The organism is Methylobacterium brachiatum, assembly GCF_900113845.1.
Classification (GTDB): Bacteria; Pseudomonadota; Alphaproteobacteria; order Rhizobiales; family Beijerinckiaceae; genus Methylobacterium; species Methylobacterium brachiatum.
The window spans coordinates 90,768-114,324 of record NZ_FOQW01000011.1 but is presented as its reverse complement, the minus strand read 5'-3'; the positions used below and the strand labels follow the sequence as shown (position 1 = coordinate 114,324).

General features: G+C 70.1%; 23 protein-coding genes. 12 read left to right on the top strand and 11 right to left on the bottom strand.

What is annotated here, in order from left to right:
- Window positions 1-90 precede the first annotated feature (90 nt).
- Entirely contained in the window at window positions 91-360 is a 270-nt protein-coding gene (locus BMZ47_RS16035; protein WP_007563284.1) for a hypothetical protein, read from the top strand.
- 25 nt (window positions 361-385) lie between these two features.
- Here the strand turns inward: BMZ47_RS16035 and BMZ47_RS16030 are convergent, their stop codons facing one another.
- The 3 genes from BMZ47_RS16030 to BMZ47_RS16020 form a co-directional block, all read right to left on the bottom strand.
- Complete coding sequence (locus BMZ47_RS16030; RefSeq protein ID WP_007563286.1) at window positions 386-1,336, bottom strand: DMT family transporter; 951 nt, start codon at window positions 1,334-1,336, stop codon at window positions 386-388.
- Between the two features lie 102 nt (window positions 1,337-1,438).
- Window positions 1,439-1,777 (bottom strand): hypothetical protein, encoded by a 339-nt coding sequence (locus BMZ47_RS16025; RefSeq protein WP_091863393.1) that lies wholly within the window; start codon window positions 1,775-1,777, stop codon window positions 1,439-1,441.
- A gap of 420 nt (window positions 1,778-2,197) precedes the next feature.
- A complete protein-coding gene (locus BMZ47_RS16020; RefSeq protein ID WP_091863392.1) occupies window positions 2,198-3,040 on the bottom strand; it encodes an NAD(P)-dependent oxidoreductase in 843 nt (280 codons plus the stop codon).
- Window positions 3,041-3,157: 117 nt separating this feature from the next.
- Between BMZ47_RS16020 and BMZ47_RS16015 the strand changes: the two genes are divergently transcribed.
- Together BMZ47_RS16015 and BMZ47_RS16010 are read left to right on the top strand one after the other, a co-directional pair.
- Entirely contained in the window at window positions 3,158-3,445 is a 288-nt protein-coding gene (locus tag BMZ47_RS16015) for a type II toxin-antitoxin system Phd/YefM family antitoxin (protein WP_091863391.1), read from the top strand.
- A complete protein-coding gene (locus BMZ47_RS16010) occupies window positions 3,442-3,876 on the top strand; it encodes a type II toxin-antitoxin system VapC family toxin (RefSeq protein WP_091863390.1) in 435 nt (144 codons plus the stop codon). Before BMZ47_RS16015 ends, BMZ47_RS16010 begins: the two co-directional genes overlap by 4 nt.
- 18 nt (window positions 3,877-3,894) lie before the next feature.
- Here the strand turns inward: BMZ47_RS16010 and BMZ47_RS16005 are convergent, their stop codons facing one another.
- Entirely contained in the window at window positions 3,895-5,097 is a 1,203-nt protein-coding gene (locus tag BMZ47_RS16005) for a pyridoxal phosphate-dependent aminotransferase (RefSeq protein WP_091863389.1), read from the bottom strand.
- A 144-nt stretch (window positions 5,098-5,241) separates the two neighbouring features.
- Between BMZ47_RS16005 and BMZ47_RS16000 the strand changes: the two genes are divergently transcribed.
- Genes BMZ47_RS16000 through BMZ47_RS15990 form a run of 3 tightly spaced genes read left to right on the top strand, consistent with a single transcriptional unit; the run spans window position 5,242 to window position 6,919 of the window.
- On the top strand, window positions 5,242-5,526 hold the full coding sequence (locus tag BMZ47_RS16000) for a ribbon-helix-helix domain-containing protein (protein ID WP_091863388.1): 285 nt from the start codon (window positions 5,242-5,244) through the stop codon (window positions 5,524-5,526).
- Window positions 5,519-5,833 carry a type II toxin-antitoxin system RelE/ParE family toxin gene (locus BMZ47_RS15995; RefSeq protein WP_091863387.1) on the top strand — a complete coding sequence of 105 codons (315 nt, stop codon included), beginning with the start codon at window positions 5,519-5,521 and terminating at the stop codon, window positions 5,831-5,833. Before BMZ47_RS16000 ends, BMZ47_RS15995 begins: the two co-directional genes overlap by 8 nt.
- A 60-nt stretch (window positions 5,834-5,893) precedes the next feature.
- On the top strand, window positions 5,894-6,919 hold the full coding sequence (locus tag BMZ47_RS15990; RefSeq protein WP_091863386.1) for an LLM class flavin-dependent oxidoreductase: 1,026 nt from the start codon (window positions 5,894-5,896) through the stop codon (window positions 6,917-6,919).
- Window positions 6,920-7,038: 119 nt separating this feature from the next.
- On the opposite strand, the gene cysN is transcribed toward BMZ47_RS15990, so the two are convergent.
- The 3 genes from cysN to BMZ47_RS15975 are packed head-to-tail and all read right to left on the bottom strand — an operon-like array spanning window position 7,039 to window position 10,198.
- Entirely contained in the window at window positions 7,039-8,448 is a 1,410-nt protein-coding gene (gene cysN / locus BMZ47_RS15985; protein WP_091863385.1) for a sulfate adenylyltransferase subunit CysN, read from the bottom strand.
- On the bottom strand, window positions 8,448-9,389 hold the full coding sequence (gene cysD / locus BMZ47_RS15980) for a sulfate adenylyltransferase subunit CysD (RefSeq protein ID WP_091863384.1): 942 nt from the start codon (window positions 9,387-9,389) through the stop codon (window positions 8,448-8,450). Before cysD ends, cysN begins: the two co-directional genes overlap by 1 nt.
- On the bottom strand, window positions 9,386-10,198 hold the full coding sequence (locus BMZ47_RS15975; RefSeq protein WP_050735753.1) for a phosphoadenylyl-sulfate reductase: 813 nt from the start codon (window positions 10,196-10,198) through the stop codon (window positions 9,386-9,388). The genes cysD and BMZ47_RS15975 overlap by 4 nt, the downstream gene beginning before the upstream one ends.
- Before the next feature lie 268 nt (window positions 10,199-10,466).
- Between BMZ47_RS15975 and BMZ47_RS15970 the strand changes: the two genes are divergently transcribed.
- The 6 genes from BMZ47_RS15970 to BMZ47_RS15945 all read left to right on the top strand — a co-directional run bounded on the left by BMZ47_RS15970 (window position 10,467) and on the right by BMZ47_RS15945 (window position 18,735).
- Complete coding sequence (locus BMZ47_RS15970; RefSeq protein WP_039902897.1) at window positions 10,467-10,982, top strand: Lrp/AsnC family transcriptional regulator; 516 nt, start codon at window positions 10,467-10,469, stop codon at window positions 10,980-10,982.
- Window positions 10,983-11,092: 110 nt separating this feature from the next.
- Window positions 11,093-12,862, top strand: coding sequence for a diflavin oxidoreductase (locus BMZ47_RS15965; protein WP_091863383.1), 1,770 nt, complete (start codon window positions 11,093-11,095; stop codon window positions 12,860-12,862).
- A 216-nt stretch (window positions 12,863-13,078) separates the two neighbouring features.
- Window positions 13,079-14,914, top strand: coding sequence for an NADPH-dependent assimilatory sulfite reductase hemoprotein subunit (locus BMZ47_RS15960; protein ID WP_091863382.1), 1,836 nt, complete (start codon window positions 13,079-13,081; stop codon window positions 14,912-14,914).
- Between the two features lie 263 nt (window positions 14,915-15,177).
- The gene (locus tag BMZ47_RS15955) at window positions 15,178-15,477 is read left to right on the top strand and encodes a hypothetical protein (protein WP_091863381.1); all 300 of its coding nucleotides are present in this window, start codon (window positions 15,178-15,180) and stop codon (window positions 15,475-15,477) included.
- Window positions 15,474-16,094: a TetR/AcrR family transcriptional regulator gene (locus BMZ47_RS15950; protein WP_091863380.1), complete on the top strand. Its 621-nt coding sequence runs from the start codon at window positions 15,474-15,476 to the stop codon at window positions 16,092-16,094. The genes BMZ47_RS15955 and BMZ47_RS15950 overlap by 4 nt, the downstream gene beginning before the upstream one ends.
- Before the next feature lie 670 nt (window positions 16,095-16,764).
- Complete coding sequence (locus BMZ47_RS15945) at window positions 16,765-18,735, top strand: TonB-dependent siderophore receptor (RefSeq protein ID WP_244536836.1); 1,971 nt, start codon at window positions 16,765-16,767, stop codon at window positions 18,733-18,735.
- Window positions 18,736-18,882: 147 nt separating this feature from the next.
- Here the strand turns inward: BMZ47_RS15945 and BMZ47_RS15940 are convergent, their stop codons facing one another.
- The 4 genes from BMZ47_RS15940 to BMZ47_RS15925 all read right to left on the bottom strand — a co-directional run bounded on the left by BMZ47_RS15940 (window position 18,883) and on the right by BMZ47_RS15925 (window position 23,523).
- Window positions 18,883-20,097, bottom strand: coding sequence for a PepSY-associated TM helix domain-containing protein (locus BMZ47_RS15940; protein ID WP_091863378.1), 1,215 nt, complete (start codon window positions 20,095-20,097; stop codon window positions 18,883-18,885).
- Between the two features lie 65 nt (window positions 20,098-20,162).
- Entirely contained in the window at window positions 20,163-21,731 is a 1,569-nt protein-coding gene (gene garD, locus BMZ47_RS15935) for a galactarate dehydratase (protein ID WP_091863377.1), read from the bottom strand.
- Window positions 21,732-21,745: 14 nt separating this feature from the next.
- The gene (locus BMZ47_RS15930; protein ID WP_091863376.1) at window positions 21,746-22,516 is read right to left on the bottom strand and encodes an HpcH/HpaI aldolase family protein; all 771 of its coding nucleotides are present in this window, start codon (window positions 22,514-22,516) and stop codon (window positions 21,746-21,748) included.
- Between the two features lie 116 nt (window positions 22,517-22,632).
- A complete protein-coding gene (locus BMZ47_RS15925; protein WP_007563327.1) occupies window positions 22,633-23,523 on the bottom strand; it encodes a LysR family transcriptional regulator in 891 nt (296 codons plus the stop codon).
- Between the last annotated feature and the right edge of the window lie 34 nt (window positions 23,524-23,557).

Here is a 23,557-nt window from a genome sequence, read left to right as displayed (position 1 = left end):
AGACCTTTCGGCACCTGAACCGTTGACCGGTACGCCCTCCGCGACCCGCGGGCCGCGGAGCCCATCCCGATCGACGACCAGGAGTTGACCATGAAGAAGCTGATGATCGCCGCCCTCGCCCTCGCCCCGCTGGCCTTCGCGTCCGGCGCCGAGGCCCAGGGCACGGCCCGGGGCGCCCAGCGCGGCGTCGAGGACGGCTCGGCCGCGGCCGGCCCGGTGGGCGGTGTCGTGGGCGGCGCGGTGGGTGCGGCTACCGGCACCGTCGGCGGCGTGCTCGGCACCGACACGGATCCGGCCCGCCGCGCCCGCGAGGACCGGCGCGAGGAGCGTCTGGACCGCCAGGAGCGCATGGGCCGCTAAGCGAGCCTGAAACCGGCCGGTCGCCTCAGGCGGCCGGCCTGTCCCGGCGGATTGTCTCCTGCGCCAGGAGATAGAGGCCGGAGCCGACCACGATCATGGCGCCGGCGACCGTCCAGCGGCTCGGCACGTCGCCGAACAGCAGGAAGCCCAGCGTCACGGACCACAGCAGCTGCGTATAGATGAACGGCGCCAGCACGTTGGCCGGCGCGCGGGCATGCGCCATGACCAGCAGCCAGTGCCCGATCGTCCCGAACAGCGCGACCGCGATCAGCAGCGCCCAGTGGCCGAGATTGGCCGGGCTGGTCCAGATCCAGGGCAGGAGCGGGGCCATCAGCGCCAAGCCCGCGAGACCGGTATAGAACATGGTCGTGGCGGTGGAATCGTAGGCTGCGAGCTTGCGCGTGATGATTGCGTAGAAGGCGTAGACCACGACGTTGGCCACGCAGAGCAGGGCGGCCGGATGCATCCCGCCCAGTCCCGGCCGCACGATCACCAGAACGCCGATGAAGCCGACGCCGATCGCCACCATCCGGCCCCGCGACGACCATTCGCCGAGCAGCGGCCCCGCCAGCAGCGCCACCGTGAGCGGGGCGGCGAACTGGATCGAGATCGTCTCGGCGAGTTGCAGGTAGCGCAACGCCAGGAAGTTCAGGGCCGTGGATGCGAAGAGCAGCAGCGAGCGCACGATCTGCAGCGTCAACCGCCGGCTCTTCACCACCCCGGGGGTGCGCACCGGGTTGATGAACAGCGAGATCATCGCGACGCTGGCGGCGTAGCGCATGAAGGTGGTGACCAGAGGGTCGACGCCGCCCCGCGCCAGTGTCTTGGCGCTGGCGTCGAGGCCCGCGAAGAACGCGACGGCGCCGCACATCAGGGCAATGCCGACGATCCGCCTTCGGCGCGCGAGGTCAGGTGACGGGGCCGCCCGGGCGGGGTCCCTGTCGTGGGCGACGGATGTCGCGACCTGCGTGCTCATGCCTGCCAAATCCGATGGAGGCCTGTATTCCTGCCACGCTGACCTGCGCGGCGGCACCCGTCGCGGCGCAGGGGAAGTATGCAGCCGGCACGGTGCGCCGGCTCAGCGCTTGGCCACGACCTTCTCGGCGGCGGCGGTCTTGGTCGCCGCCTTGGCGACCTTGGCCTTGGCCGGGGTCGCGCCGGCGATCAAAGCGGCCAGGTGGCCCTGGTCGAGGCCCGCGGCCGGGGCGGGCACGGCGGCCGGCACGATCGGTGCCGCGCTCACGGGTCGACGCGGCTCGATGGAGCCGGTCGCGACCGGATCGGGGGTGCTGGCGAAGGCCGCGATGGGACTCGCGGTAGCAGATTCGCGCTGTACGCGCAGGGTCCAATGGGCGGCGGTGGAGATGGCGGCAATCCCGAGGATCGCCTTGATGCCGCCGGTGAGCAGGGCTCTCATGGTCGTCAGGCCCGAAAGAACGCGGTTACGCCGGACCGGATCCCCGGCCTCGTCGTATCATCGCGCCGGAGCGTGAACGAAGCTGCAACCGTGCCCGACCGGGCTGTCCCGGATCGGGGCAGGGCGACGGATCGGCGCCGCCAGTCCCGGATCGGGGTAATTCTATGTGGGCCTTGCGCCGAGCCCGCGGTTCCTGTTCCCCGCGCTCCCGACACTCCTGCAGCGACTCGGCCCACTGAGCCTCACAGGATTGGCCCAGAGAACTGGTCCGGACCACCCCGTCACTGCCGGCCCCGCTACCATGCAGGCCCGAGCGGGCTCGCGAAACCTTCAGGCGCATCGGCCGCGGGGACCGTCCGTGTAGAGGGTGGCAGCCGAGCCGGCAACAGAGCGGCGGCCGATTCGGCCCACCCGCGGCGATCAGCGCTCCGCGGCGGCCGCGGCGAAGCGTATCAGCGCGGCGATCTCGGGCTCTCCCGTCTCGGCGGCGAGGCGCGCGTAGAGCTCGGCATAGCCCGAGAAGACCTGCCGTCCGGCCGCATCCGGCCCGAGGAAATCGGCGATTTCACCCATCTCGGGGGCCCAGCGATAGGCCTTGGGCGCCATGTCGGGCAGCGCCTTGGCGAGGCGGGCGAGCAGCACCGGCTCGTTCTCGGCGAGCTCGTCCTGCAGCGCCGCCCCGGCCCCGGCGCGCTCGGCGGCCAGGATCATGATCGCGGCGAGCGCGGTGAGACCCTTGTTGAGGCCGGCATAGCTCATCTTGAGGCTGGAGGCCGCGCCGACACCGCCGGGGCAGACGCGCAGGTCGAGGCCCAGATCGCGCAGGAGCATCACCGGGGCGGTGTCGCCGCCCGAGACGTAGACGCGCGGCCCCTTGCTGCCGGGCTTGGGCGGCAGACCCAGGATCGCCCCGTCGAGGAAGGGAGCGCCTGTTTCCGCCACGATCGCGGCGATCCGCGCGATCGTGCCCGGGCTGACGGCGTTGGCGTCGACATAGACCGGCTTGCGCGGGGCCGCCGCCAGCGCGGGGGCGAGGCGGCGGGCCAGGGCCTCCGCGTCGGCGGGCGGCACGATCGACAGCAGGATGTCGGCGGCCATGAGGTCGTCGAGGCCGGCATCGGCCATGCCGGCCGCCGCGGCCCGCGCCCGACTCGCCGCTCCGCGCCCTTCGAGGACGGTCAGCACTCGCGCGCCGTGCCGGACGAGCCGCGCCCCGATGGCGCTGCCCATGGCCCCGGGGGCGATCACCGCGATGGTGGGCATGGGAGGCTCCGAAGGACTGCCGGCGGATTATGGTAGCCAGCGCGCCAGCGGGGTCATAGGGCTTCGCGATCGTAGACCGGCTTTACGATGAAACGGTGCGCCGATAATCTTCGTCGCATGGCCCAACGCGCAGCGAGTCCGCCCGAGCAGTCCGGGCATTGGCGCCTTCAGGACGCCAGAAGCCGGTTCGGCGAGCTGGTTCGGCGGGTCCGGAGCGATGGCCCACAGCATGTCACGGTCCATGGGCAGGAAGCGGTCGTTGTGATCTCCGCTGAAGAGTTCCGTCGGCTCACCGGAGCGGCGACGGGCCAGTCGCTGATCGATGCGCTGCAGGCCTCACCCCATCGGGATATCGATCTCGAACCCGAATCTGTGGTGATGCCGGTCCGCGACGTCGGCTTGTGACCCGCTGGCTCCTCGATACCAACATCCTGTCTGAGCTACGACGTCCGCGCCCCGAGCAAAGGGTCTTGACCTTCGTCGCCGCTCAGCCGCTGGATGCCCTCTTCGTGAGCTGCGTAACGTTCGCAGAACTCCGTTTCGGGATCGAGCGGCTCCCTGACGGGGCCCGCCGGATGGAACTGGCCGATTGGCTCGCGAACCGGCTGAGGCCGATGTTCGAGCGACGCATCCTGCCCCTCGATGAGGACGTGATCGTGCGCTGGCGGTTCCTGGTCGAAGAGGGTCGGCAACGCGGACACACGTTCTCGCAGCCGGATCTGCTGATCGCCGCGACGGCCCTGGAAGCGGGACTGACGTTGGCCACGAGGAACACCTCGGACTTCGTGCAGACCCGCGTTCCGGTCTTCAACCCATGGACCGACTCGCTCCCGTGAGCCCCCTCAGTGCGGGACCTACCGCAGCGAGCCGCAGAACCGCTGGATGCGCCGGCAGGCTTCCTCCAGCACGGCGTTCGAGGTCGCGTAGGAGATGCGCAGGTTCGGGCCGAGCCCGAAGGCCGAGCCGTGCACGGCGGCCACGCCCTCGGCCTGGAGCAGCTCGGTGACGAAATCCTCGTCGGTCTCGATGGTCTTGCCGGCCTCGGTCGTCTTGCCGATTAGCGCCGCGCAGGACGGGTAGACGTAGAAGGCGCCTTCCGGGGTCGGGCAGGTCAGGCCGTTGGTCTGGTTGAGCATCGACACGACCAGGTCGCGCCGGCATTGGAACGCCGCCCGGAACTTCGCGAGGTGGTCCTGCGGGCCGTCGAGGGCGGCCACCGCGGCCCATTGCGCGATGGTGCTCGCCCCGGAGGTCTGCTGGCCCTGGACGAAGTCCATCGCCTTGATCAGTTTCTCCGGCCCGGCCGCGTAGCCGATCCGCCAGCCGGTCATGGCGTAGCCCTTCGAGACGCCGTTCATGGTCAGCGTCCGCTCGATCAGCTGGGGCTCGACCTGGGCCGGGGTGACGAAGGCGAAGTCGCCGTAGGTCAGGTGCTCGTAGATGTCGTCGGTCAGGATGTGCACGTCGGGATAGCGCAGCAGTACGTCGGTGAGCGCCTTCATCTCGTCGCGCGTATAGGCGGCCCCGGACGGGTTCGACGGCGAGTTGAGCACGATCCACTTGGTCTTCGGGGTCAGCACCCGGTCGAGCTCCTCGGCCTGGAGCTTGAAGCCGTGCTCCATGTCGGTGTCGGCGAAGACCGGCGTGCCGCCGCACAGCCCGACCATCTCCGGATACGACACCCAGTAGGGGCGGGGGATCACCACCTCGTCGCCGGGGTTCAGGGTCGCCAGGAAGGCGTTGTAGAGCACCTGCTTGCCGCCGGTGCCCACGATGGTCTGCGAGAGCTTGTAGTCGAGCCCGTTCTCGCGCTTGAACTTGCGCACGATCGCCTCGCGCAGGGGCACGATGCCCGAGACCGGCGGGTAGCGGGTCTCGTTGCGGTGGATCGCCTCGATCGCGGCCTGCTTGATGTGGTCCGGCGTGTCGAAATCCGGCTCGCCCACCGACAGGCTGATGACGTCGACGCCGGACGCCTTCAGGTCCCGGGCCTTCTGGGTCATCACGATGGTCGCGGACGGCTTCACCCGCGAGAGGACGTCGGCGAGGAGAGCCATGGCGTTTCGATCTCCGTGAGGGGCGCGGCGGGCTCGGGCGCCCGCGATGCGGCCGGGACCCTAGGCCGACGGTGCGGTGCGGACAAGGCTGCGCCGCGGGCTCGATTTCATGCTAAGATCATGCCGATCTGAAGAGGGCGATTCATGCCACCCGCCGAGACGATCAGCATCACCCTGGCACCGGACACGCTCCGCACCGTACGCCAGAGCGTCGAGTCCGGTGAGTACGCCTCAGTGGAGGCGATGCTCGACGAGGCTGTGCACGCCCTGCAGCGCCAGCGCCGCGAGAACGCCGAACGCCTTGATGTCATCCGTGCCCGCATCCGCCGCTCCCTCGACGACCCTCATCCGGATCTGAGCAGCGAAGAGGTTCAGGAGCATCTCGACGAGCTGTTCGCCGAAGCCCAGCGGGAAACTCGCCGTGCGTAGACTGCCCGTCGTGTTTCGCGCTCAAGCGCGGGCAGACTTGGCCAATATCTTTCGCACGGTTTTCCACCTCAGTCAGGACGTTCCAACGGCGCGACGGTTCACGCAGCGGATCAAGGACCGGTGTGATCGCATCGGTGATGCGCCTCACGCCGGCAGGCCTCGCGATGACCTCTCGGAAGGCTTACGGACGGTGCCCTTCGAGCGGTCGGCCGTCATCGCCTACCGCGTGGAGCGTGGATCAGTGCGTATCCTGAACATCTTCTACGGCGGCCGGGATTTCGAAGCTTTCTACGATAGCCAGACGTAGGAGCCGCAGCCAGGACGAGCCGCCCTCGCACCGGCCCACCCGCCTCCCCATCTCCTGTCCATGACACCGCTCTCCGTCCTCGACCTCTCCTTCGTCAGCGCCGATTCGACCGCGGCGCAGGCGCTGCACGACACGCTGGCGCTGGCGCGCCACGTCGACGGTCTCGGCTACCGGCGCTACTGGCTGGCCGAGCACCACGCGCTGCCCAACGTGGCGAGCCCGGCCCCCGAGATCATGATCGGCCAGATCGCCGCCACGACCCGGTCGATCCGGGTCGGCTCGGGGGGCATCATGCTGCCGAACCACGCGCCGCTCATGGTGGCCGAGCGGTTCCGGGTGCTGGAAGCCCTGTTCCCGGGCCGGATCGATCTCGGCCTCGGGCGCGCGCCCGGCACCGACGGGCTCACCGCCCGGGCGCTGCGCCGCCGGGAGGCGCCCGGCCAGGGCGGCAACGACGATTTCCTCGACCGCCTGCAGGAATTGCTGTTCTGGGACGGCGGCTTCCCGGACGGGCATCCCTTCGCCAAGATCCAGGCGAGCCCCGCCGGGGTGCCGCTGCCGCCGATCTTCCTGCTCGGCTCGTCCGATTACAGCGCCCAGCTCGCCGGCGAGATCGGCTGCGGCTTCGGCTTCGCGCAGCACTTCTCCGGAATGCCGGCCGAGGCGCCGATGCTGGCCTATCGCCGCCTGTTCCGGCCGACTCGCCTCGGCGAGCGGCCCCACGCGATCCTGGCCGTTGCGGCGATCTGCGGCGCCACCGATGCGGAGGCCGAGCGTCTGGCGGCGAGCGCGCGGCTGTCGACCCTGCGGCGGGAGCGCGGCGAGTACCGCCCGCTGCCCAGCCTCGAGGAAGCCCTGGCCTACCCGTATTCCGATGCCGAGCGGGCCCAGATCGAGCGCGGCCGCGACAAGCTGCATGTCGGCGGCCCGGAGACCCTGCGGGCGACGCTCACGGATCTCGTCGCGCGGACGCAGGCCGACGAGCTGATGATCGTCACGGCGATCCCCGATCAGGCGGCCCGGCACGACTCCTATACGCGGCTGGCCCAGGCCTGGGGCCTCGGCGCGGTCTCGGAAGCAGCTTAGGGGGATTCCAAAGGGCGAGCTTTTTGGTGGGGTATCGGGGCGAAGCCCCGATGAACCAGGGCTCCGCCCTGGACCCGCACAAGGTCCCGGACCTTGTGGATCCAGGACCTCGACCAGCGTCAGCGACCGAGCAGGCGGCCGAGGCGCCCGAGCAGGCCGGGAGCCTTCTCGCCAGCGGACGGCGCGGCGGCGGCTGCCGGGGCGGCCTCGCCCTTCGGCGCCAGGACCAGCCCGAGGGCGGCCGTGTCGGTGGTCTCCCGGTCGATCAGGATCAGGCTGCCGGTCTCGCGGTTGGCCGCGTAGGCATCCACCGCCACCGGCCGGTCGAGGCGCAGGGCCACGTCCGCGATGTCGTTGGCGGCGAGGCGCTCGGCCGGACCCGGATTGCCGGTCTCGGGATCGATCCGCGAGACGATCCGCTCCACCGTGGCGTTGACCGTGGCGGTGCCGATCTTGGCGAGCAGGCTCGCCCCCGGCGCAAGCTCGGTCTCGGCCGCCCAGAACAGGCGGGCCTCGAACTGCTCCGCCACCCGCAGCGGCGCGCCAGACGCCGCGATCACCTGCCCGCGGGAGGCGTCGATCTGGTCGGCCAGCACGAGGGTCACGGATTCGTCCTCGCCGGCCTCGGGCAGGTCGCCGTCGGCGGTGTAGATCCGCGCCACCGTCGAGGTCCGGCCGGAAGGCTGGATCGTGATCGCATCGCCGGGGCGAACCCGGCCGCTGGCGATCCGCCCGCTATAGCCGCGGAACTCGGAATTCGGCCGGTTGACCCACTGGATCGCCATGCGGAACGGGGCGTTGAGCGCCTCCGCGTGCACCGGCACGGTCTCCAGGTATTCGAGCAGGGTGCCGCCGGTGTGCCAGGGGGCGGCGATGCCCGGCTCCACGACGTTGTCGCCGTTCTTGGCCGAGAGCGGGATCGCCTTCACCTCGGTGAAGTTCAGCCCGCGGGCGAAGTCGGTGAAGCCCGCCCGGATCGCGTCGAACTTGTCCTGCGACCAGCCGACCAGATCCATCTTGTTCACCGCCAGCACCACCCGGCGGATGCCCAGCATCGAGACCAGCAGGGCGTGGCGCCGGGTCTGGCGGATCAGGCCCTGGCGGGCATCCACCAGGATCACCGCCACGTCCGCGGTCGAGGCGCCGGTGGCCATGTTGCGGGTGTACTGCTCGTGGCCGGGGGTGTCGGCGACGATGAACGAGCGCTTGTCGGTGGAGAAGAACCGGTAGGCGACGTCGATGGTGATGCCCTGCTCGCGCTCGGCCTGGAGGCCGTCGACCAGCAGGGCCAGGTCCATCTCCTGCCCCTGCGTCCCGTGGCGACGGGAATCGCGCTGGAGCGCCGAGATCTGGTCGTCGAAGATCTGCTTGGTGTCGTGCAGGAGCCGGCCGATCAGGGTCGACTTGCCGTCATCCACGGAGCCGCAGGCAATGAAGCGCAGCACGGCCTTGTTCTGGTGGGCGGCCAGGAACGCCTGATAGGTGGCGGCACGGTCGCTGAACGCGGTGGGAGCCTGGTGCACCGTCATCAGAAATAGCCTTCCTGCTTCTTGCGCTCCATGGCGCCCGCGCCGTCCTTGTCGATCACCCGGCCCTGGCGCTCCGAGGTGCGCGCCGCCAGCGTCTCGCCGACGATCTCCGGGAGGGTCGCCGCGTCGCTCTCCACCGCGCCGGTGAGCGGGTAGCAGCCGAGCGTCCGGAAGCGGACGAGGCGCTGCTGCGGAACCTCCCCGGGCTCCAGCGGCAGGCGGTCGTCGTCGACCATGATCAGCTGGCCGTCGCGCTCCACCACCGGGCGTTCGGCGGCGAAGTAGAGCGGCACGATCGGAATGTTTTCCTGCTCGATGTAGAGCCAGATATCGAGCTCGGTCCAGTTCGACAGCGGGAACACCCGGAGGGACTCGCCGCGCTTCTTCTTCAGATTGTAGAGGTGCCAGGGCTCGGCGCGCTGGCGCTTGGGATCCCAGCGGTGCTGCGCGGTGCGCAAGGAGACGATCCGCTCCTTGGCGCGGCTCGCCTCCTCGTCCCGGCGGGCGCCGCCGAAGGCCGCGTCGAACTTGTGCTTGTCGAGCGCCTGGCGCAGCGCCTGGGTCTTCATCACGTCGGTATGGACCTCGGAGCCGTGGCTCACCGGCCCGATGCCGCGGGCGAGCCCGTCCGGGTTGGTGTGGACCAGGAGGTCGAGGCCGAGCTCCTTCACCCGGGCGTCGCGGAAAGCGATCATCTCCCGGAACTTCCAGGTCGTGTCGACGTGGAGCAGCGGGAACGGCAGGGTGCCGGGCGCGAAGGCCTTGAGCGCCAGGTGCAGCAGCACCGAGGAATCCTTGCCGATCGAGTAGAGCATCACCGGGTTCTCGGTCTCGGCGACCGTCTCCCGGAAGATGTGGATGCTCTCGGCCTCGAGCCGCTTCAGGTGGCTGAGGCGGTCGGCGGGGGCGCCCGGGGGCACGGGGGCGAGGGCGGCGCTCATCGGGCGAATTCCGGCTGGCGGGTCTTCACGTCTGGATTGCTCTCGAAAATCGCGGGCTCCTGGCCCGGCTGGATCGACGCGGCGGGGCGGCCGACATGCAGGCCGCACTCCTTCTTCTCTTCCTGCTCCCACCACCAGCGCCCGGCGCGTTCCGGCTCGCCGAGCTTCACGGCGCGCGTGCAGGGGGCGCAGCCGATCGACGGGAAGCCGCGATCGTGCAGCACGTTGTAGGGAATGAAGTTCTCGCGCACGAAGCTGTCAACCTGAGCCCGGGACCAGTCGGCCAGGGGGTTGAGCTTGATCAGGCCGCGGGCGGGATCGAACGCGGCGAGCGGCGTCTCGGCGCGGTTGGCGGACTGGCCGGCGCGCAGGCCGGTGAGCCAGCCGCTCGCCCCGTCGAGGGCGCGGCCCAACGGCTCGACCTTGCGGAAGCCGCAGCAGGCCTGACGGGCCGCGACCGAGCGCCGGAACCCGTTGATGCCCTCCTGGCGGACGAACGCCTCCACGGCTCCCCGTTCCGGCGCATAGGCCGCGATCCGGATGCCGTAGGCCGACTCGGTCTCGGCCCAGGTGTCGTAGGCCTCCGGGAACAGCCGGCCGGTATCGAGGGTGACGATCTCCACGCGGCCCTTCGCCAGCCCGGCCATCGCCAGCCCGTGCGTCAGCGCCTGGTCCTCGACGCCGAGGCTCGTGGTGAAGACGAGGCGGCCGGGGATCTCGGCGGCGATCAGGTGGAGCCGGCCTGGCAGGTCGAGCCCCGACAACCTTTCCGCGAGGGAGTCGGCCATCGTTCGGTCCGGACGGGTCATCGCGACATGTCCTGAGGTTGGATCGTGGGAAAGGGCGCAGACCGCGCCGCACCCTGTTGTCGAAGGGTCGAAATGTTCGCTATAACGAACGAAGTCAAGGCGCCGCGGGTTGCTTGTCGGGCATATCCGGGCGTCCTGGCGTGCGGTGGCGCACCCCGTTCCTCCGCACCCGAGACCCCGCACGACAAAAGATTCTTCTCGGCGGCCCTGTAAAACGCCTACACTTCCCGCGCGCGGCCCAGCGTGGATGGATCCCACGGAGACGACTTTGGACGCCATCGATCTGAAGATTCTGGCCCTGCTGCAGGCGGACGCGACCCTCTCCATCGCGGCGATCGGCGAGCGCGTCGGCCTGTCTCAGACCCCGTGCTGGAAGCGCATCCAGAAGCTGGAGGCCGACGGCGTGATCGACCGGCGGGTCGCGGTGCTCGACCCGGTCAAGCTCGGCCTCGGGCTCACGGTGTTCGTCTCGATCGAGACCGCCGACCACTCCCAGGAATGGCTGCAGCGCTTCGCTGCGACCATCTCGGCCATGCCGGAGGTGCTGGAATTCTACCGGATGGCCGGCGACGTGGATTATATGTTGCGCGTCGTGGTTGCCGACATGCAGGCCTATGACAGCTTCTACAAGCAGCTTATCGCGGTGCTGCCGTTGAAGAACGTCACCTCGCGATTCGCCATGGAGAAGGTCAAGTCCACCACAGCCCTGCCGCTTCCGGCCCCGCCCAAGACCGGACGCCATCTCCCCGGCACCGCCCCGGTCCTCGCCGTCGTTGGAGAATGATCTTCTCTTTTATTGCGGCGCAACGAATGCAATATCCTAGTTCAGGCGCGTTCTGCAAAAAGAACGTTTTCGATTGACACCGGCCCCGTAGGCCACGACATGGTCCCCTGATGGCACGCCAGAATCTCCTTCCGCGCACCGCCCCGTTCGGCGACGGCGAGCGCGCCAGCCTCGATGCCGTGCTCGGCAGCGCGACCCCCGTGCAGCGCGCGTGGCTCGCGGGCTTCCTGGCGGGCCTCGACGCCGCCGGGGGCCAGCCGGCCGCCGTCCCGGCCGCCCCGCCCAAGGCCGCCGAGCCGCTGACGATCGTCTACGCCAGCGAGTCGGGGAATTCCGAGGCGCTGGCCGGCAACGTCGCCAAGCTGGCGCGCAAGCAGGGCTTCAAGCCGAAGGTCGTGGATTTCTCCGATCTCGACGTCGCGACCCTGCCCAAGGCGGGCAAGCTCGTCGCCATCGCGGCCACCTGGGGCGAGGGCGAGCCGCCGGCCCGTGCCGTGCGCGCCTATGGCGAGCTGATGGGGGAGGGCGCCCCGCGCATCGACGGGGTGGAATTCGCCGTCCTGTCCCTGGGCGACACCTCCTACGCGGAGTTCTGCGCCATCGGGAAGGCGCTCGACGCGCGCTTCGAGGCCCTGGGCGGCAAGCGCGCCGCCGAGCGCGCCGACCTGGATCTCGATTTCGAGAAGCCGGCCGCCGACTGGATCAAGAACACCCTCAAGGCCCTCGCGCCGGCCGAGACGCCCGACAACGTCGTGGCGGTGGATTTCGCCCGCGCCGCCGCGGGCGAGGACGACGATGCCGAGCCGAGCCGCGAGCCGCTGGTGGTCGAGGTCGTCGAGCACGTGAACCTCAACTCCTCGCGCTCGGACAAGGAGACGATCCACCTCGCGCTCGCCTTCGAGGACGGGGCGCCCGCCTACGAGCCCGGCGATTCGCTGGAGATCTTCCCCGAGAACGACCCGCAGCTCGTGGACGAGATCCTGGGCGCCGCGGGCCTGTCGGGCGACGAGGCCCTGCGCAAGGCGCTGCTGGCCGAGCGCGACATCACCACCCTGTCGGCCGCCACGATCGAGCGCTTCGTCAAGGCAACCGGCCACGCCGACGCGCAGAAGCTGATCGACAGCGGCGAGGCCCGGGCCTGGATCGAGGGGCGGCACCTGATCGACCTGCTCGCGACCTTCCCGGCCCCGCTGACGCCTGAGCACCTCAACACCATCACCCGGCCGCTGCCGCCGCGCGCCTACTCGATCGCGTCCTCGCGCAAGGAAGTGGGCGACGAGGTCCACCTCGCCATCGTGGCGGTGCGCTACGAGACCCATGGGCGGGCCCGCTCGGGCGTCGCCTCCGTGCATGTCGCCGACCGGATCCGGGACGGCGCCAAGCTGCGGGTGCGGCTGAAGCCGAACCGGCATTTCCGCCTGCCGCAGGATCCGGCCACCGACATCATCATGGTCGGCCCCGGCACCGGCGTCGCCCCGTTCCGCGCCTTCGTGCAGGAGCGCCGCGCCATCGAGGCGCCCGGCCGCTCGTGGCTGTTCTTCGGCGACCGCCACTTCCTGCACGACTTCCTGTACCAGCTCGAATGGCAGGAGGCCCTGGAGGACGGCTCGCTGACGAAGATCGACGTGGCCTTCTCCCGGGACCAGCCGGAGAAGATCTACGTGCAGGACCGGATCACCCACAACGCCAAGGAGCTGGTCTCCTGGCTGGAGGGCGGCGCCCATTTCTACGTCTGCGGCGATGCCAAGCACATGGCCAAGGACGTGCGCGCCGCGGTGGTGCGGGCCTACGAGACCGCCAAATCCTTGAGCCCGGCCGATGCCGAGGCGCAGGTTGCGGCTCTGGAGCGCAGCCACCGCTACCAGCAGGACGTTTACTAGACCGTAGGCCGACGCAGCACGGGTCGGTCCGGGTTTCCAAAGGGCGTGTCGCCCTTTGGCGGGTTGTCAGGGCGGAGCCCTGATGCATCGGGGGGAGCCCGACGGCGGGGCTCGGCCTCGCACCCGCAGACGCTCCCGGACCTTCGAGACCAGGATGTGTGACGATCCCGCCCGCCCAGGGGGCGGGGACGCAGTCAAGACTTTGGAAGTGATCCCATGGACGACCACAGCCCCCGCGACGACGCCCCGGCCCTGGCTCCGACCCCGGCTCCCCGCGTCTACGAGACGCCGCCCAAGGACCGGCCGATCACCGATGCCGAGGCGGCCCGCGCCGCCCAGCTCGCCGCCAACGAGCACATCAAGATCGCCAGCGGCTATCTGCGCGGCGGCTTGGCCGACGGCCTGCTGAAGCACGCCACCGGGGCGATCTCCGAGGATGACGGGCAGCTCGTGAAGTTCCACGGGATGTACATGCAGGACGACCGCGACCTGCGCCCGGAGCGGACCAAGAAGAAGCTCGACAAGGCCTACAGCTTCATGATCCGCCTGCGCATCGCCGGCGGCGTGATCAGCCCCAAGCAGTGGCTGGCGCTCGACGACATCGCGGTCACCTATGCCGGCGGCGCCCTGCGGGCGACCACGCGCCAGACCTTCCAGTATCACGGCGTGATCAAGTCGAACCTCAAGCGCACGATGGCGGCCATCGACGCGGCCCTGCTCGACACGATCGCGGCCTGCGGCGACGTGAACCGCAACGTCATGGCGGCCACCAACCCGGCCCAGGTCGGTGCCCACAAGGCCGCCCACCGGCTCGCCAAGGACATCTCTGACAGCCTGCTGCCGAAGACCAGCGCCTGGCGCGAGATCTGGCTCGACGGCGAGCGCGTGGTCGGCGGCGAGGAGGAAGAGGTCGAGCCGGTCTACGGCCGCACCTACCTGCCGCGGAAGTTCAAGATCGTCGTGGCGGTGCCGCCCTCCAACGAGGTCGACATCTTCGCCCACGATCTCGGCTTCATCGCCATCCTGGACAAGAAGAACCAGGTGACCGGCTGGAACGTCACCGTGGGCGGCGGCATGGGCATGACCCATGGCGAGCCCGACACCTTCCCGCGCACCGCCGACGTGATGGGCTTCGTGGCGCCCGAGGACGCCATCAAGGTCGCCGAGGCGGTGATGACCGTCCAGCGCGACTGGGGCAACCGCAAGAACCGCAAGAACGCCCGGTTGAAGTACACGATCGAGCGCTACGGCTTGGACGCCTTCCGGGCCGAGGTGGAGACCCGGATCGGCAAGACGCTCGGCGCGCCGAAGCCCTTCACCTTCACCAACAACGGCGACCGCTTCGGCTGGACCGAAGGCGATGACGGCCGCCACCACCTGACTCTCTACATCCCCTCCGGCCGGATCAAGGATTACGAGGACGGCCCGCAATTCCTCACCGGCCTGCGCAAGATCGCCGAGGTGCACGAGGGCGATTTCCGCCTCACCGCCAACCAGAACGTGATCATCGCCAACGTCCCCGGGGCCAAGCGCGCCGCGATCGAGGCCCTGGTCGACCAGTACGGCATCACCAAGGGCGCGGGCGCGCTGCGGCGCAACTCCATCGCCTGCGTGGCGCTGCCGACCTGCGGCCTCGCCTTGGCCGAGAGCGAGCGCTACTTGCCGAGCCTGATGACCGAGCTGGAGGAGAGCCTCGCCACGCACGGGCTCGCCGAGGAGGAGATCACGATCCGCTCCACCGGCTGCCCCAACGGCTGCGCCCGCCCGTTCATCGCCGAGATCGGCCTCGTCGGCCGCGGTCCCGAGCGCTATCACCTCTATCTCGGCGCCGCCTTCGACGGCTCGCGCCTGGGCAAGCTCTACAAGGAAGACGTCGCGGCCTCCGACATCCGCGACACGCTGGATCCGCTCTTTGCCGACTTCGCCAAGGGCCGGAAGCCCGGCGAGCATTTCGGCGACTACCTGATCCGGGCCGGCCACGTCGCCCGCACGGTGAACGGGCCGGATTTCCACGACCGGACCGGCGCCCTCAAGCCGGCCGGCCACGCCTGAGCCGACACGGTTCCGGAGCCGGGGCGGCGCCCCCGGCTCCGAACGAGCGGCCTTCTTAAGGTCGGCCGGCCGCTCCGGGGCAGGGGCGGGGTGTTCCGGGGCGAGGCCTCGAACCGGATGCCCTCACCTCACTTGCGTTGACGCGGCGGCCGCCAAGCCAGGATTCGGAAACCATATCGGCTCACGGCCGCCTCCTGAGAACGAACGTTCATTGACGTGAGAATGAGCGTTCATTACGACGGAGAGGCAAGCAGGAGTGAGCCATGGCTCTGTCGCTCGAAGGCCGTTGGTCCGATCTGGATGAGGACCGGTTCGATCCGTCCGGGACGGGGGCCACGCGTCTCCTCACGACCCTTCGGGCGTTCTGCACCCCGGCGAACCTCACCTTCGCGGCCGTGCTGGTCCTCGCCTGGATGGCGCTGATCAGCTGGACCGGGGCGGGCCCGAAAGGCTGGCAGGCGCGCCTCTGCGCGGATCTGAGCCAGACGGCCCAGGCCTGCGCCGCCACCGGCTCCGCGAAGGACCAGAGCCGCGTCGCCGCGGTCGCGCAGTTCGCCCCGTGACCGTCACGGCGAGCGCCGAGGCGCGGCGGGAGCACATCCTCGACGCCGCCGAAGCCTGCTTCGTGCGCAACGGCTTTCACCGGGCCACCATGCAGGACCTCGCCCGCGAGGCCGCGATGAGCCCGGGCAACTTCTACCGCTACTTCGAATCCAAGGAGGCCCTGGTCGTCGGCCTGGTCGAGCGCGAATGCGCGCGCGGCGCCGAGCGCGTCGCCGAGATGGAGCGCAGCGGCGACCGGCGCGGGGCCCTGCTCGACATCATCGCGCGGTACTTCGTGTCGGTCACCCGCGAGGCCGCGGTGCTGCGCATGGAGATCTGGTCCGAGGCCACCCGCAACCCGGCCATCGCCGACCTGACCGCGCGGACCGAGGCGGAGACCCGCGACTGGTTCACCGCGACCTTCGCGGCGCTGGCCACCAGCCCGGATTGTGATCCGGACCATCTCTACGCGCTGCTCGCCCCGCTGATGAAGGGGATCCTGGTCAGCCGCGCGATCCTGCCCGATTACGACCCGGCCCCCGCGGTGGCCCAGCTCCACACCCTGCTGGAGATCGGCCTCGACGGCCGCCTGCCGCGCGCCACCCGCGCCGGGCCGCGGATCACCGCGCTCGCCTGAGCGGCCCCGGGCCCGATCGCCCCACCATCGGGCCCGGCCCGGACGCTCCCCGAGATCGCGCGCCCGGACGCGGCGCGCGGTAGGCCGGCCGGCCTGCAATCCCCCCCTCATGCAGGCCGGCCGGCTGCACCCAGCTGCACGGCGCGCCTCTCCCCGTTACAGGCGTGACCTGCGCCCGACGCTGATTCGAACAGCGTCACTGTTCCGGTGGGATCCGGATCGCAGTGACGGCCGGATCCACGTCTGGACGTGCACCATCGGCGATGCGCACGTTAAAGTAGGCATATCCGGTCGAATTTGAAGTTATTCCAATGGCAACGTGTGACACGCCGGTCACGCTGGATGAGATCCCGTGCCCCTGAGCGCAGCACTTACAATCAAGCATTGAAACGGAACCTCAATCGTACTCAAGGATCGAAGCGCCCCGAGGCGACGATCTTCTTGAGAACGACTAAAAACTATGCCGCAGGGTTACGACAACCGGATTTTTGCTGCAAGAACCGGACGGATTTCTTTCGCGTCTACGCCGCCGGGACTGGCAATCACCCTGCTTCTGGCATCGACGACTGTCGTTCACGCACAATCCAATGCCGTTCAGAACGAGGTCGTCCTCTCGGAGCTGAGCGTCACCGGCACCGGCCCGGCCGTGGAGCGGGCGGACAGCCCGGTCGTGGGCTACCGCGCTACGCGCTCGGCGACCGCGACCAAGACCGACACGCCAGTGCGCGACTCCCCGCAATCGATCAACATCGTCCCGCGCCAGGTAATCATGGACCAGCAGGATCTGCGCCTGACCGATGCCGTGACCAATGTCAGCAACGTGACACCCGGCAGCACCGTCCAGGGGCGCTCGCAGAACTACGTCATCCGCGGTTTCTCCACGCAGGTCTTCGCGGTCGACGGCGTCCTGACCAACCCGGCGATCAACTTCTACCCGGTGGAACGCGACCTCGCGAACGCCGAACGGGTCGAGGTGATCAAGGGGCCGGCCTCCGTGTTGTTCGGCCGGGGCGATCCGGGCGGTGTCGTCAACATCGTCACCCGCCGGCCGACCCTGGAGCCGACCGCGGATGCGAGCGTCCAGGGCGGCAGCTTCGGCTTCCGGCGGTTCCAGGGCTCGGTCTCGAGCGCGATCCCGTCCATCGACGGTCTCGCCGCGCGTCTTACCGTCGCCGCGCAGGAGGATCCGACCTTCCGCAATATCGGCGACAACACCAATCGCCGCGTCTTCATTGCACCGGCCCTGAGCTGGACGCCGAGCGCCGACACCCGGGTCTACATCAACGCGGAAGCCACCAGCCAGCGCACTCAGTACGATGAGGGACTGACCGCCTTTCGCGGGCGCGTGCCGCTCGACAACATCCGCCGCTACTACGGCGAGCCGTCCTCGCGCTATTACGGCGAGTTCAATGCGATCACGATGCGGGCCGAGCACGACGTCAATGAGAACCTGACGCTGCGGCAAGTCATCAACGGGCAATGGGGCGCCTTCAACACGTTTGCGGCCCGCGCCACCGGCGTCACCAATGCCGGCACCCAGGTCACGCGCCGCGACATCTCAGTCGACTCGCATTTCGCCGCCGTGGATACCCAGACCGAGGCGGTGATGAAGTTCGACACGCTCGGCTTCGCTCACACCGCCCTCGTGGGCTTCGAATATACCAACGGTTTTCGCCACGCCTATTCCCAGCAGGGCTCCTACACCCCGGTCAGCTTCTTCAATCCGGTCTTCGGCGGCACGCCCGGAGCGCTCTCGCTCCAGCAAGACCTGAAGCAGCGGCTCGAACTGTTCGGGTTCTACCTGCAGGACCAGATCGCCCTCACGCCCGAGTTGCAGCTCGTGCTCGGCGCCCGGTTCGACCTCGGCACGCAGTATTACTTCGCCCGCGTGCCCGGCTCGAAGACCCAGCCCCCCGAACAGGAGCTGTTCGGCGCCTCGCCGCGCGTCGGCCTGATCTATCGGCCGTTCGAGCCGCTGACCTTCTATGCCAGCTACGCCACCTCCTTCGTGCCCCAGACCGCGAACGTGCTCAACGTCGTCAACCCGGCGCCCGAGACCGGCGAGCAGGTCGAGGTCGGAACCCGCATCGACATCAGCCCCGACCTGACCTTGAGCGCGGCCGCCTTCCGGATCACCCGGGACAACGTCGCCGGCAACGACCCGGTCAACACGGGCTTTTCGGTGATCACCGGCCAACAGCGCTCGGAGGGTGTCGAGGCGGATCTGGCTGGCGAGATCCTTCCGGGCTGGAAAGTCATCGGCGGCGTCGGCTATCTCGATGCGCGGATCACCAAGGACAGGGTCTTCGCGGTCGGCAACCGCCTCGTCGGCGCGCCGGCCTTCAGCGGCAGCGTGTGGACGACCTACGATGTCCAGGCCGGTCCCCTGCGAGGGCTCGGCCTCGGGTTCGGCATCACCCATGTCGGCCAGCGCTTCGGCGACCTCAACAACAGCTACAAGGTCGGGGCATACAATCGGGTCGACGCGGCGGTGTATTACGACATCGACGCGCATTACCGGTTCTCGGTCAATGTCCGCAACCTGACCAACGCGCGTTACATCGAGCAGCCGACCAATCAGTTCAACAATACCCCCGGCGCGCCCTTCACGGTCCTGGCGACGATCACCGCGCGGATGTGAGCCGCGCGGCCGGGCCGGCCAAAGTCGTGGTTCCATAAGGTCTCGGATCTTGTGCGGGTCCAGAGCGGAGTCCTGGTATCTCGGGGCTCCGCCCCTGAACCCCGCCAAAGGGCTGAGCCCTTTGGGAACCCGGTTTTCGCCGCTCTCCTATCGACCGGTGCCGCCGACGGGCTCGCGCTGGGGGCTTGCCGCGCGTATGGGCGGCGCGGGGCGGCGCCGGCGGGCGGCGCGGCGGCGCAGGATGTAGAGGGTCAGGCCGGTGGCGGCGAAGCCCGGCAGGGACAGCGCCGCGAGGCAGAACAGCAGCGCGACCAAGCTGCCGAAGAACCGGCCGCGATGCACTTCCAGGACGTTCTCGACGATGCGCCGCCCCAGCGGCGTGTCGGCGGCGTGCTCGGTGGCGAGCAGCGCCCCCGTGGCGGCGTCGTAGCGCGCCTCGTTGCGGGCGCTCAGGGCGTCGACGCCCCGGGGCAGCCAGCGGATTCGGATCGCCTTCGTGTCGGCCCCGGGCAGGGTGAGGATCACGAGGCCGGCCTCCTGCCCCTCGCCGACCCGGAACGCCGCCCAGGCCCGGTCGAGGGCGGGCTCGGACCCGGCCTCCGGCGCCGGGGACACCTCCCGGCTTCCGGCCCTGCGGGCGGGCTTCGTTCGCTCCGGCGTCCCGGCGAGCAGCCAGGTCACCCCGTCCTTGAACGACGGGTAGGACCAGGTCAGGCCGGTCAGCGCGATCACCAGGTAGACCGGCGTCAGCCAGGTCCCGGCCACGGCGTGCAGGGACCACCAGCGCGGCCGGCCGGGCCGCGACAGGCTCGGCTTGAGCCAGATCCGCCAGCGATGGACCTTGGGCCAGCGCAGGTAGAGGCCGGTGGCCAGGAACACGATCAGCGCCAGGGTGCAGGCGCCCGTGATGGTCCGGCCCCAGCCCTTGGATCCGCCGGGGAGCAGCAGCCAGCGGTGCAGGTCCCGCACCGTCGTGAACGCCGCCTCGAGCCGCACCGGCCCGAGCACCGCGCCGTCATAGGGGTCGGCGTAGACCGAGGGCGGCCGCGCGCGGGTCTCGGGATCCCGGGCGAAGCGCACGAACACGCTGGCCTGCGGGTCGTCCGACAGGGTGAGGACGTTCACCCGGCGGCCGTCCGCCTGGGCATCGATCCGGGCGGCGAGGGCCGTGGGGGCGAGCGGCACCCGGTCCCCCGCCTCGACCCGCGTCCGGTCGCGGTTGGCGAAGGCGGTGATCGCTTCCTCGTAGCTCATCAGCGCCCCGGTCACGCCCATGAGGGCGAGCACGAAGCCGGCGGTGAGGCCGAGCGCCCAGTGCAGGCGGAAGAGAACGGTCCGGGGGGCGGGAATCGGCAGCGTCATGGCAGTGCCGGATGCCTAGCAGAGTCCGGCCGTGCATGCGACGCCCCGCCGCATGCACCCGGGCTTCAGGTGATCGGCGCCGGGTTGAACAGGGTCAGGTCGTTGAACAGGCCCCAGCGGTCGGACCAGGGCTGCTTGCGCCCGCTCGCCACGTCGAGGATCAGGTGGAACAGCTCCCAGCCGACCTGCTCGATCGTGGCTTGGCCGGTGGCGATGCGGCCGGCATCGAGGTCGATCAGGTCGGACCAGCGCTCGGCGAGCTCCGTGCGGGTCGCGACCTTGATCACCGGGGCCTGACTGAGACCGTAGGGCGTGCCGCGGCCGGTAGAGAACACCTGCAGGGTGATCCCCGAGGCGAGCTGGAGCGTGCCGCAGACGAAGTCGCTCGCCGGGGTCGCGGCGAAGATCAGCCCCTTCTCGCGCACCCGCTCGCCCGGCGCCAGGACGCCCGAGATCGCGCCGGTGCCGGATTTGGCGACCGAGCCCAGGGCCTTCTCGACGATGTTGTTGAGGCCGCCCTTCTTGTTGCCGGGCGACGGGTTGGCCCTCCGGTCGGCCTCGCCCTTGGCGAGATAGGCATCGTACCAGGCCATCTCGCGGATCAGGGCCTGGGCGACCTCCGGGTTCTTGGCCCGCGGGGTCAGGAGATGGATCGCGTCGCGCACCTCCGTGACCTCGGAGAACAGCACGGTGCCGCCGCAGCGCACCAGGAGGTCGGCCGCGAAGCCGAGCGCCGGGTTGGCGGTGACGCCCGAGAAGGCGTCGCTGCCGCCGCATTGCAGGCCGACCACCAGCTCGGAGGCCGGGCAGGTCTCGCGCCGGCGCCGGTTCAGCACTTCCAGGCGGGCTTCCGCCATGGCCAGGATGCTGTCGAGCATCGCGGAGAAACCCTGGTGGCGCTCATCCTGGAGGCGGACCACCCCGTCCCCGGCCGCGCCGCCATCGGGCAGCAGCCGCTCCGAGACGAGCTTCTCGCAGCCCAGCCCCACGACCATGACCTCGCCGCCGAAATTCGGGTTCTGGGCCAGGCTCTGCAGGGTCCGGATCGGCACCACCGCCTCGGGGGCGTTGATCGCCACGCCGCAGCCATAGGCGTGGGTCAGCCCGACCACGTCGTCGACATTGGGAAAGCGCGGCAGCAGCTCCTGCTTGATCCGCCGGATCGCCACGTCGAGGGTGCCGGCGACGCATTGCACGCTGATCGAGATCGCCAGGATGTTCTTGGTGCCCACCGACCCGTCCGGGTTGCGGTAGCCCTCAAAGGTGTAGCCCTCGAGCGGCGCTAAGGGGGCCGGCACCCGGGTGGCGAGCTCCAGCGCGTCGAGGGCGGGGGCGACCGGGGTCGCGACCCGGGATTCCTCGACCCAGGCGCCCCGCGGGATGTCCTGCGTGGCGATGCCGACCACCTCGCCGTAGCGGCGCACTTCCCCACCCTCCGGGATGTCACTGAGCGCCACCTTGTGACCCTGCGGCACGAACTCGGTGAGCCGCAGCCCGTCTGGGAAGGTCGTGCCGGCGGGCAGCCCGAAGGCGTTGACCACGATCGCGACATTGTCGCGCGCGCTCAGCCGGATCGTGCGCGGCACGTCCCCGGCCGGGCGCTCGCGGATCGCGCTGTCGGTCTCGGCCTGCATCGGGGGTTCCTCGCTCAGCCTTCGGTGCGGAAGCGGCCGGCCAGCGCCTCGGCGTTGCGCGCGAGCAGCCCCAGATCCGAGCCGACCGCGGTGAACCGGGTGCCGGCCGCGATATAGCGCTTGGCCAGCTCCTCGCTCGGCGTGAGGATGCCGGCATGCTTGCCGGCCTGCACGATCCGGCCGACCGCGTCCTCGATGGTGCGGACCACCTCGGGATGGCCCTGCTGGCCGAGATAGCCGAGGCTGGTGGAGAGGTCGCCGGGCCCGATGAACACGCCGTCCACGCCCTCGACGGCGGCGATCGCGTCCAGATTGTCGAGCGCGCGGCGCGACTCGACCTGCACGATCACGTAGATCTCGGCCTCGCAGCGCGTGTGGTAGTCCGGGATGCGGCCGAACCGGGCGGCCCGGGGGGCCTGCGAGAAGCCGCGGATGCCGCGGGGCGCGTAGCGCGTCGCCGCCACGACCCGCTCGGCCTGCGCGGCATCGTCGATATTGGGGATCATCAGCGATTGCGCGCCGGCATCCAGGATGCGCTTGATGGTGATCGGATCGTCGCTCGGCACCCGCACCACCGGGTTGGTGGCGTTCTCCATCATCGCCTGAAGCTGGACGTAGATATCCCGCAGGTCGTTGGCCGAGTGCTCCATGTCGAGGAGCAGCCAGTCGAACCCGGCGCCGGCGACGATCTCGGTGGAGATCGGGCTGGCGAGGCTGCACCACAAGCCGATCTGCTGGCGCCCCTCGCCGAGGGCGGCCTTGAAGCGGTTGGTGAGTCTGTCCATCGCGATCCCTCCGGGCGGCTCCGGGCGTCTGCGCGCCGTCTTGCCGTATCAGGCGCAGCCTTTCGGCCGCGCGTCAAAGCCAAAGGCTGGATCGATCGATGCCGGAAGCGCATGGATCAGGGCGCGGGCAGCTCCGCCAGGATCGCGACCAGCCGGGCGATCAGCGGCTCGTCCGCGTCGCGCCGCCAGGCCAGGACGAGCTCGGCGGGGCGGGGGGCGGGCAGCAGGAGCGGCCGGAACACCACGCCCTCGAAGCGCAGCCGCTCGGCCGCCGCCGGCACCAGGGCGATGCCGAGATCGGCCCGGACCAGGGCCAGGATCGAGTGAATCTGGGTGAGCCGCTGCACGATCCGGGGCTCCACCGCGGCCTCGGCGAGCAGGGCCTGAACCAGGTCGTGGAAGTAGCGGGCTTCGTTCGGCGCGTAGGCGATGAGCGGCTCGCCGCCGAGCTCGCCCGGGGTGAGATGCGCGCGCACGGCCAAAGCATTTCCGGCCGGCAGCGCCGCCAGCATGGGCTCGGCCAGCGCCCGGACGGCGATCAGGTCCGGATGGGTGACCGGCGGGCGCACCAGCGCGGCGTCGATACGGCCGGCGAGCAGCTCCTCGAGCTGATCCCGGCTGACCATCTCGCGCAGGGCGAGCGTGACGTCCGGCAAGGCCCGCCGGAGCGCGGTGACGAGGCGGGGCAGGAAGTCGTAGGCCGAGGCCGCGGTGAAGCCGAGCTTCAGCACCCCCGCGCGCCCGGCCGCCACCTGGCGGGTGACGTGGGTCGCGGTCTCGGCCAGCCGCAGGATGCGCTGCGCCTCCGGGAGGAAGCTGCGCCCGGCCGCGGTCAGCCGGACGGAACGGCTGGTGCGCTCCAGGAGCTGCACGTCGAGGATCCGCTCCAGCACCTGGATCTGCCGCGACAGGGGCGGCTGGGTCATGTTCAGCCGGGCGGCCGCGCGCCCGAAATGCAGCTCCTCGGCCACGGCGGCGAAGCACCGGAGCTGGCTGAAATCGAACATCGCTCCCCCCTTGGCGCCGCGACGTGGAGCGGGA

Bases quoted from the DNA above. Each gene is read 5' to 3' on its own strand.
- BMZ47_RS15955 (WP_091863381.1), top strand. From the start codon at position 15,178: ATGGCTCTGTCGCTCGAAGGCCGTTGGTCCGATCTGGATGAGGACCGG.
- cysD (WP_091863384.1), bottom strand. From the start codon at position 9,389: ATGAGCGCCGCCCTCGCCCCCGTGCCCCCGGGCGCCCCCGCCGACCGC.
- BMZ47_RS16005 (WP_091863389.1), bottom strand. From the start codon at position 5,097: ATGGCTCTCCTCGCCGACGTCCTCTCGCGGGTGAAGCCGTCCGCGACC.
- BMZ47_RS15940 (WP_091863378.1), bottom strand. From the start codon at position 20,097: ATGACGCTGCCGATTCCCGCCCCCCGGACCGTTCTCTTCCGCCTGCAC.
- BMZ47_RS15975 (WP_050735753.1), bottom strand. From the start codon at position 10,198: ATGACCCGTCCGGACCGAACGATGGCCGACTCCCTCGCGGAAAGGTTG.
- garD (WP_091863377.1), bottom strand. From the start codon at position 21,731: ATGCAGGCCGAGACCGACAGCGCGATCCGCGAGCGCCCGGCCGGGGAC.
- cysN (WP_091863385.1), bottom strand. From the start codon at position 8,448: ATGACGGTGCACCAGGCTCCCACCGCGTTCAGCGACCGTGCCGCCACC.
- BMZ47_RS16030 (WP_007563286.1), bottom strand. From the start codon at position 1,336: ATGAGCACGCAGGTCGCGACATCCGTCGCCCACGACAGGGACCCCGCC.
- BMZ47_RS16020 (WP_091863392.1), bottom strand. From the start codon at position 3,040: ATGCCCACCATCGCGGTGATCGCCCCCGGGGCCATGGGCAGCGCCATC.
- BMZ47_RS15960 (WP_091863382.1), top strand. From the start codon at position 13,079: ATGGACGACCACAGCCCCCGCGACGACGCCCCGGCCCTGGCTCCGACC.
- BMZ47_RS15965 (WP_091863383.1), top strand. From the start codon at position 11,093: ATGGCACGCCAGAATCTCCTTCCGCGCACCGCCCCGTTCGGCGACGGC.
- BMZ47_RS15990 (WP_091863386.1), top strand. From the start codon at position 5,894: ATGACACCGCTCTCCGTCCTCGACCTCTCCTTCGTCAGCGCCGATTCG.
- BMZ47_RS16000 (WP_091863388.1), top strand. From the start codon at position 5,242: ATGCCACCCGCCGAGACGATCAGCATCACCCTGGCACCGGACACGCTC.
- BMZ47_RS16035 (WP_007563284.1), top strand. From the start codon at position 91: ATGAAGAAGCTGATGATCGCCGCCCTCGCCCTCGCCCCGCTGGCCTTC.
- BMZ47_RS16015 (WP_091863391.1), top strand. From the start codon at position 3,158: ATGGCCCAACGCGCAGCGAGTCCGCCCGAGCAGTCCGGGCATTGGCGC.
- BMZ47_RS15925 (WP_007563327.1), bottom strand. From the start codon at position 23,523: ATGTTCGATTTCAGCCAGCTCCGGTGCTTCGCCGCCGTGGCCGAGGAG.
- BMZ47_RS15930 (WP_091863376.1), bottom strand. From the start codon at position 22,516: ATGGACAGACTCACCAACCGCTTCAAGGCCGCCCTCGGCGAGGGGCGC.
- BMZ47_RS16025 (WP_091863393.1), bottom strand. From the start codon at position 1,777: ATGAGAGCCCTGCTCACCGGCGGCATCAAGGCGATCCTCGGGATTGCC.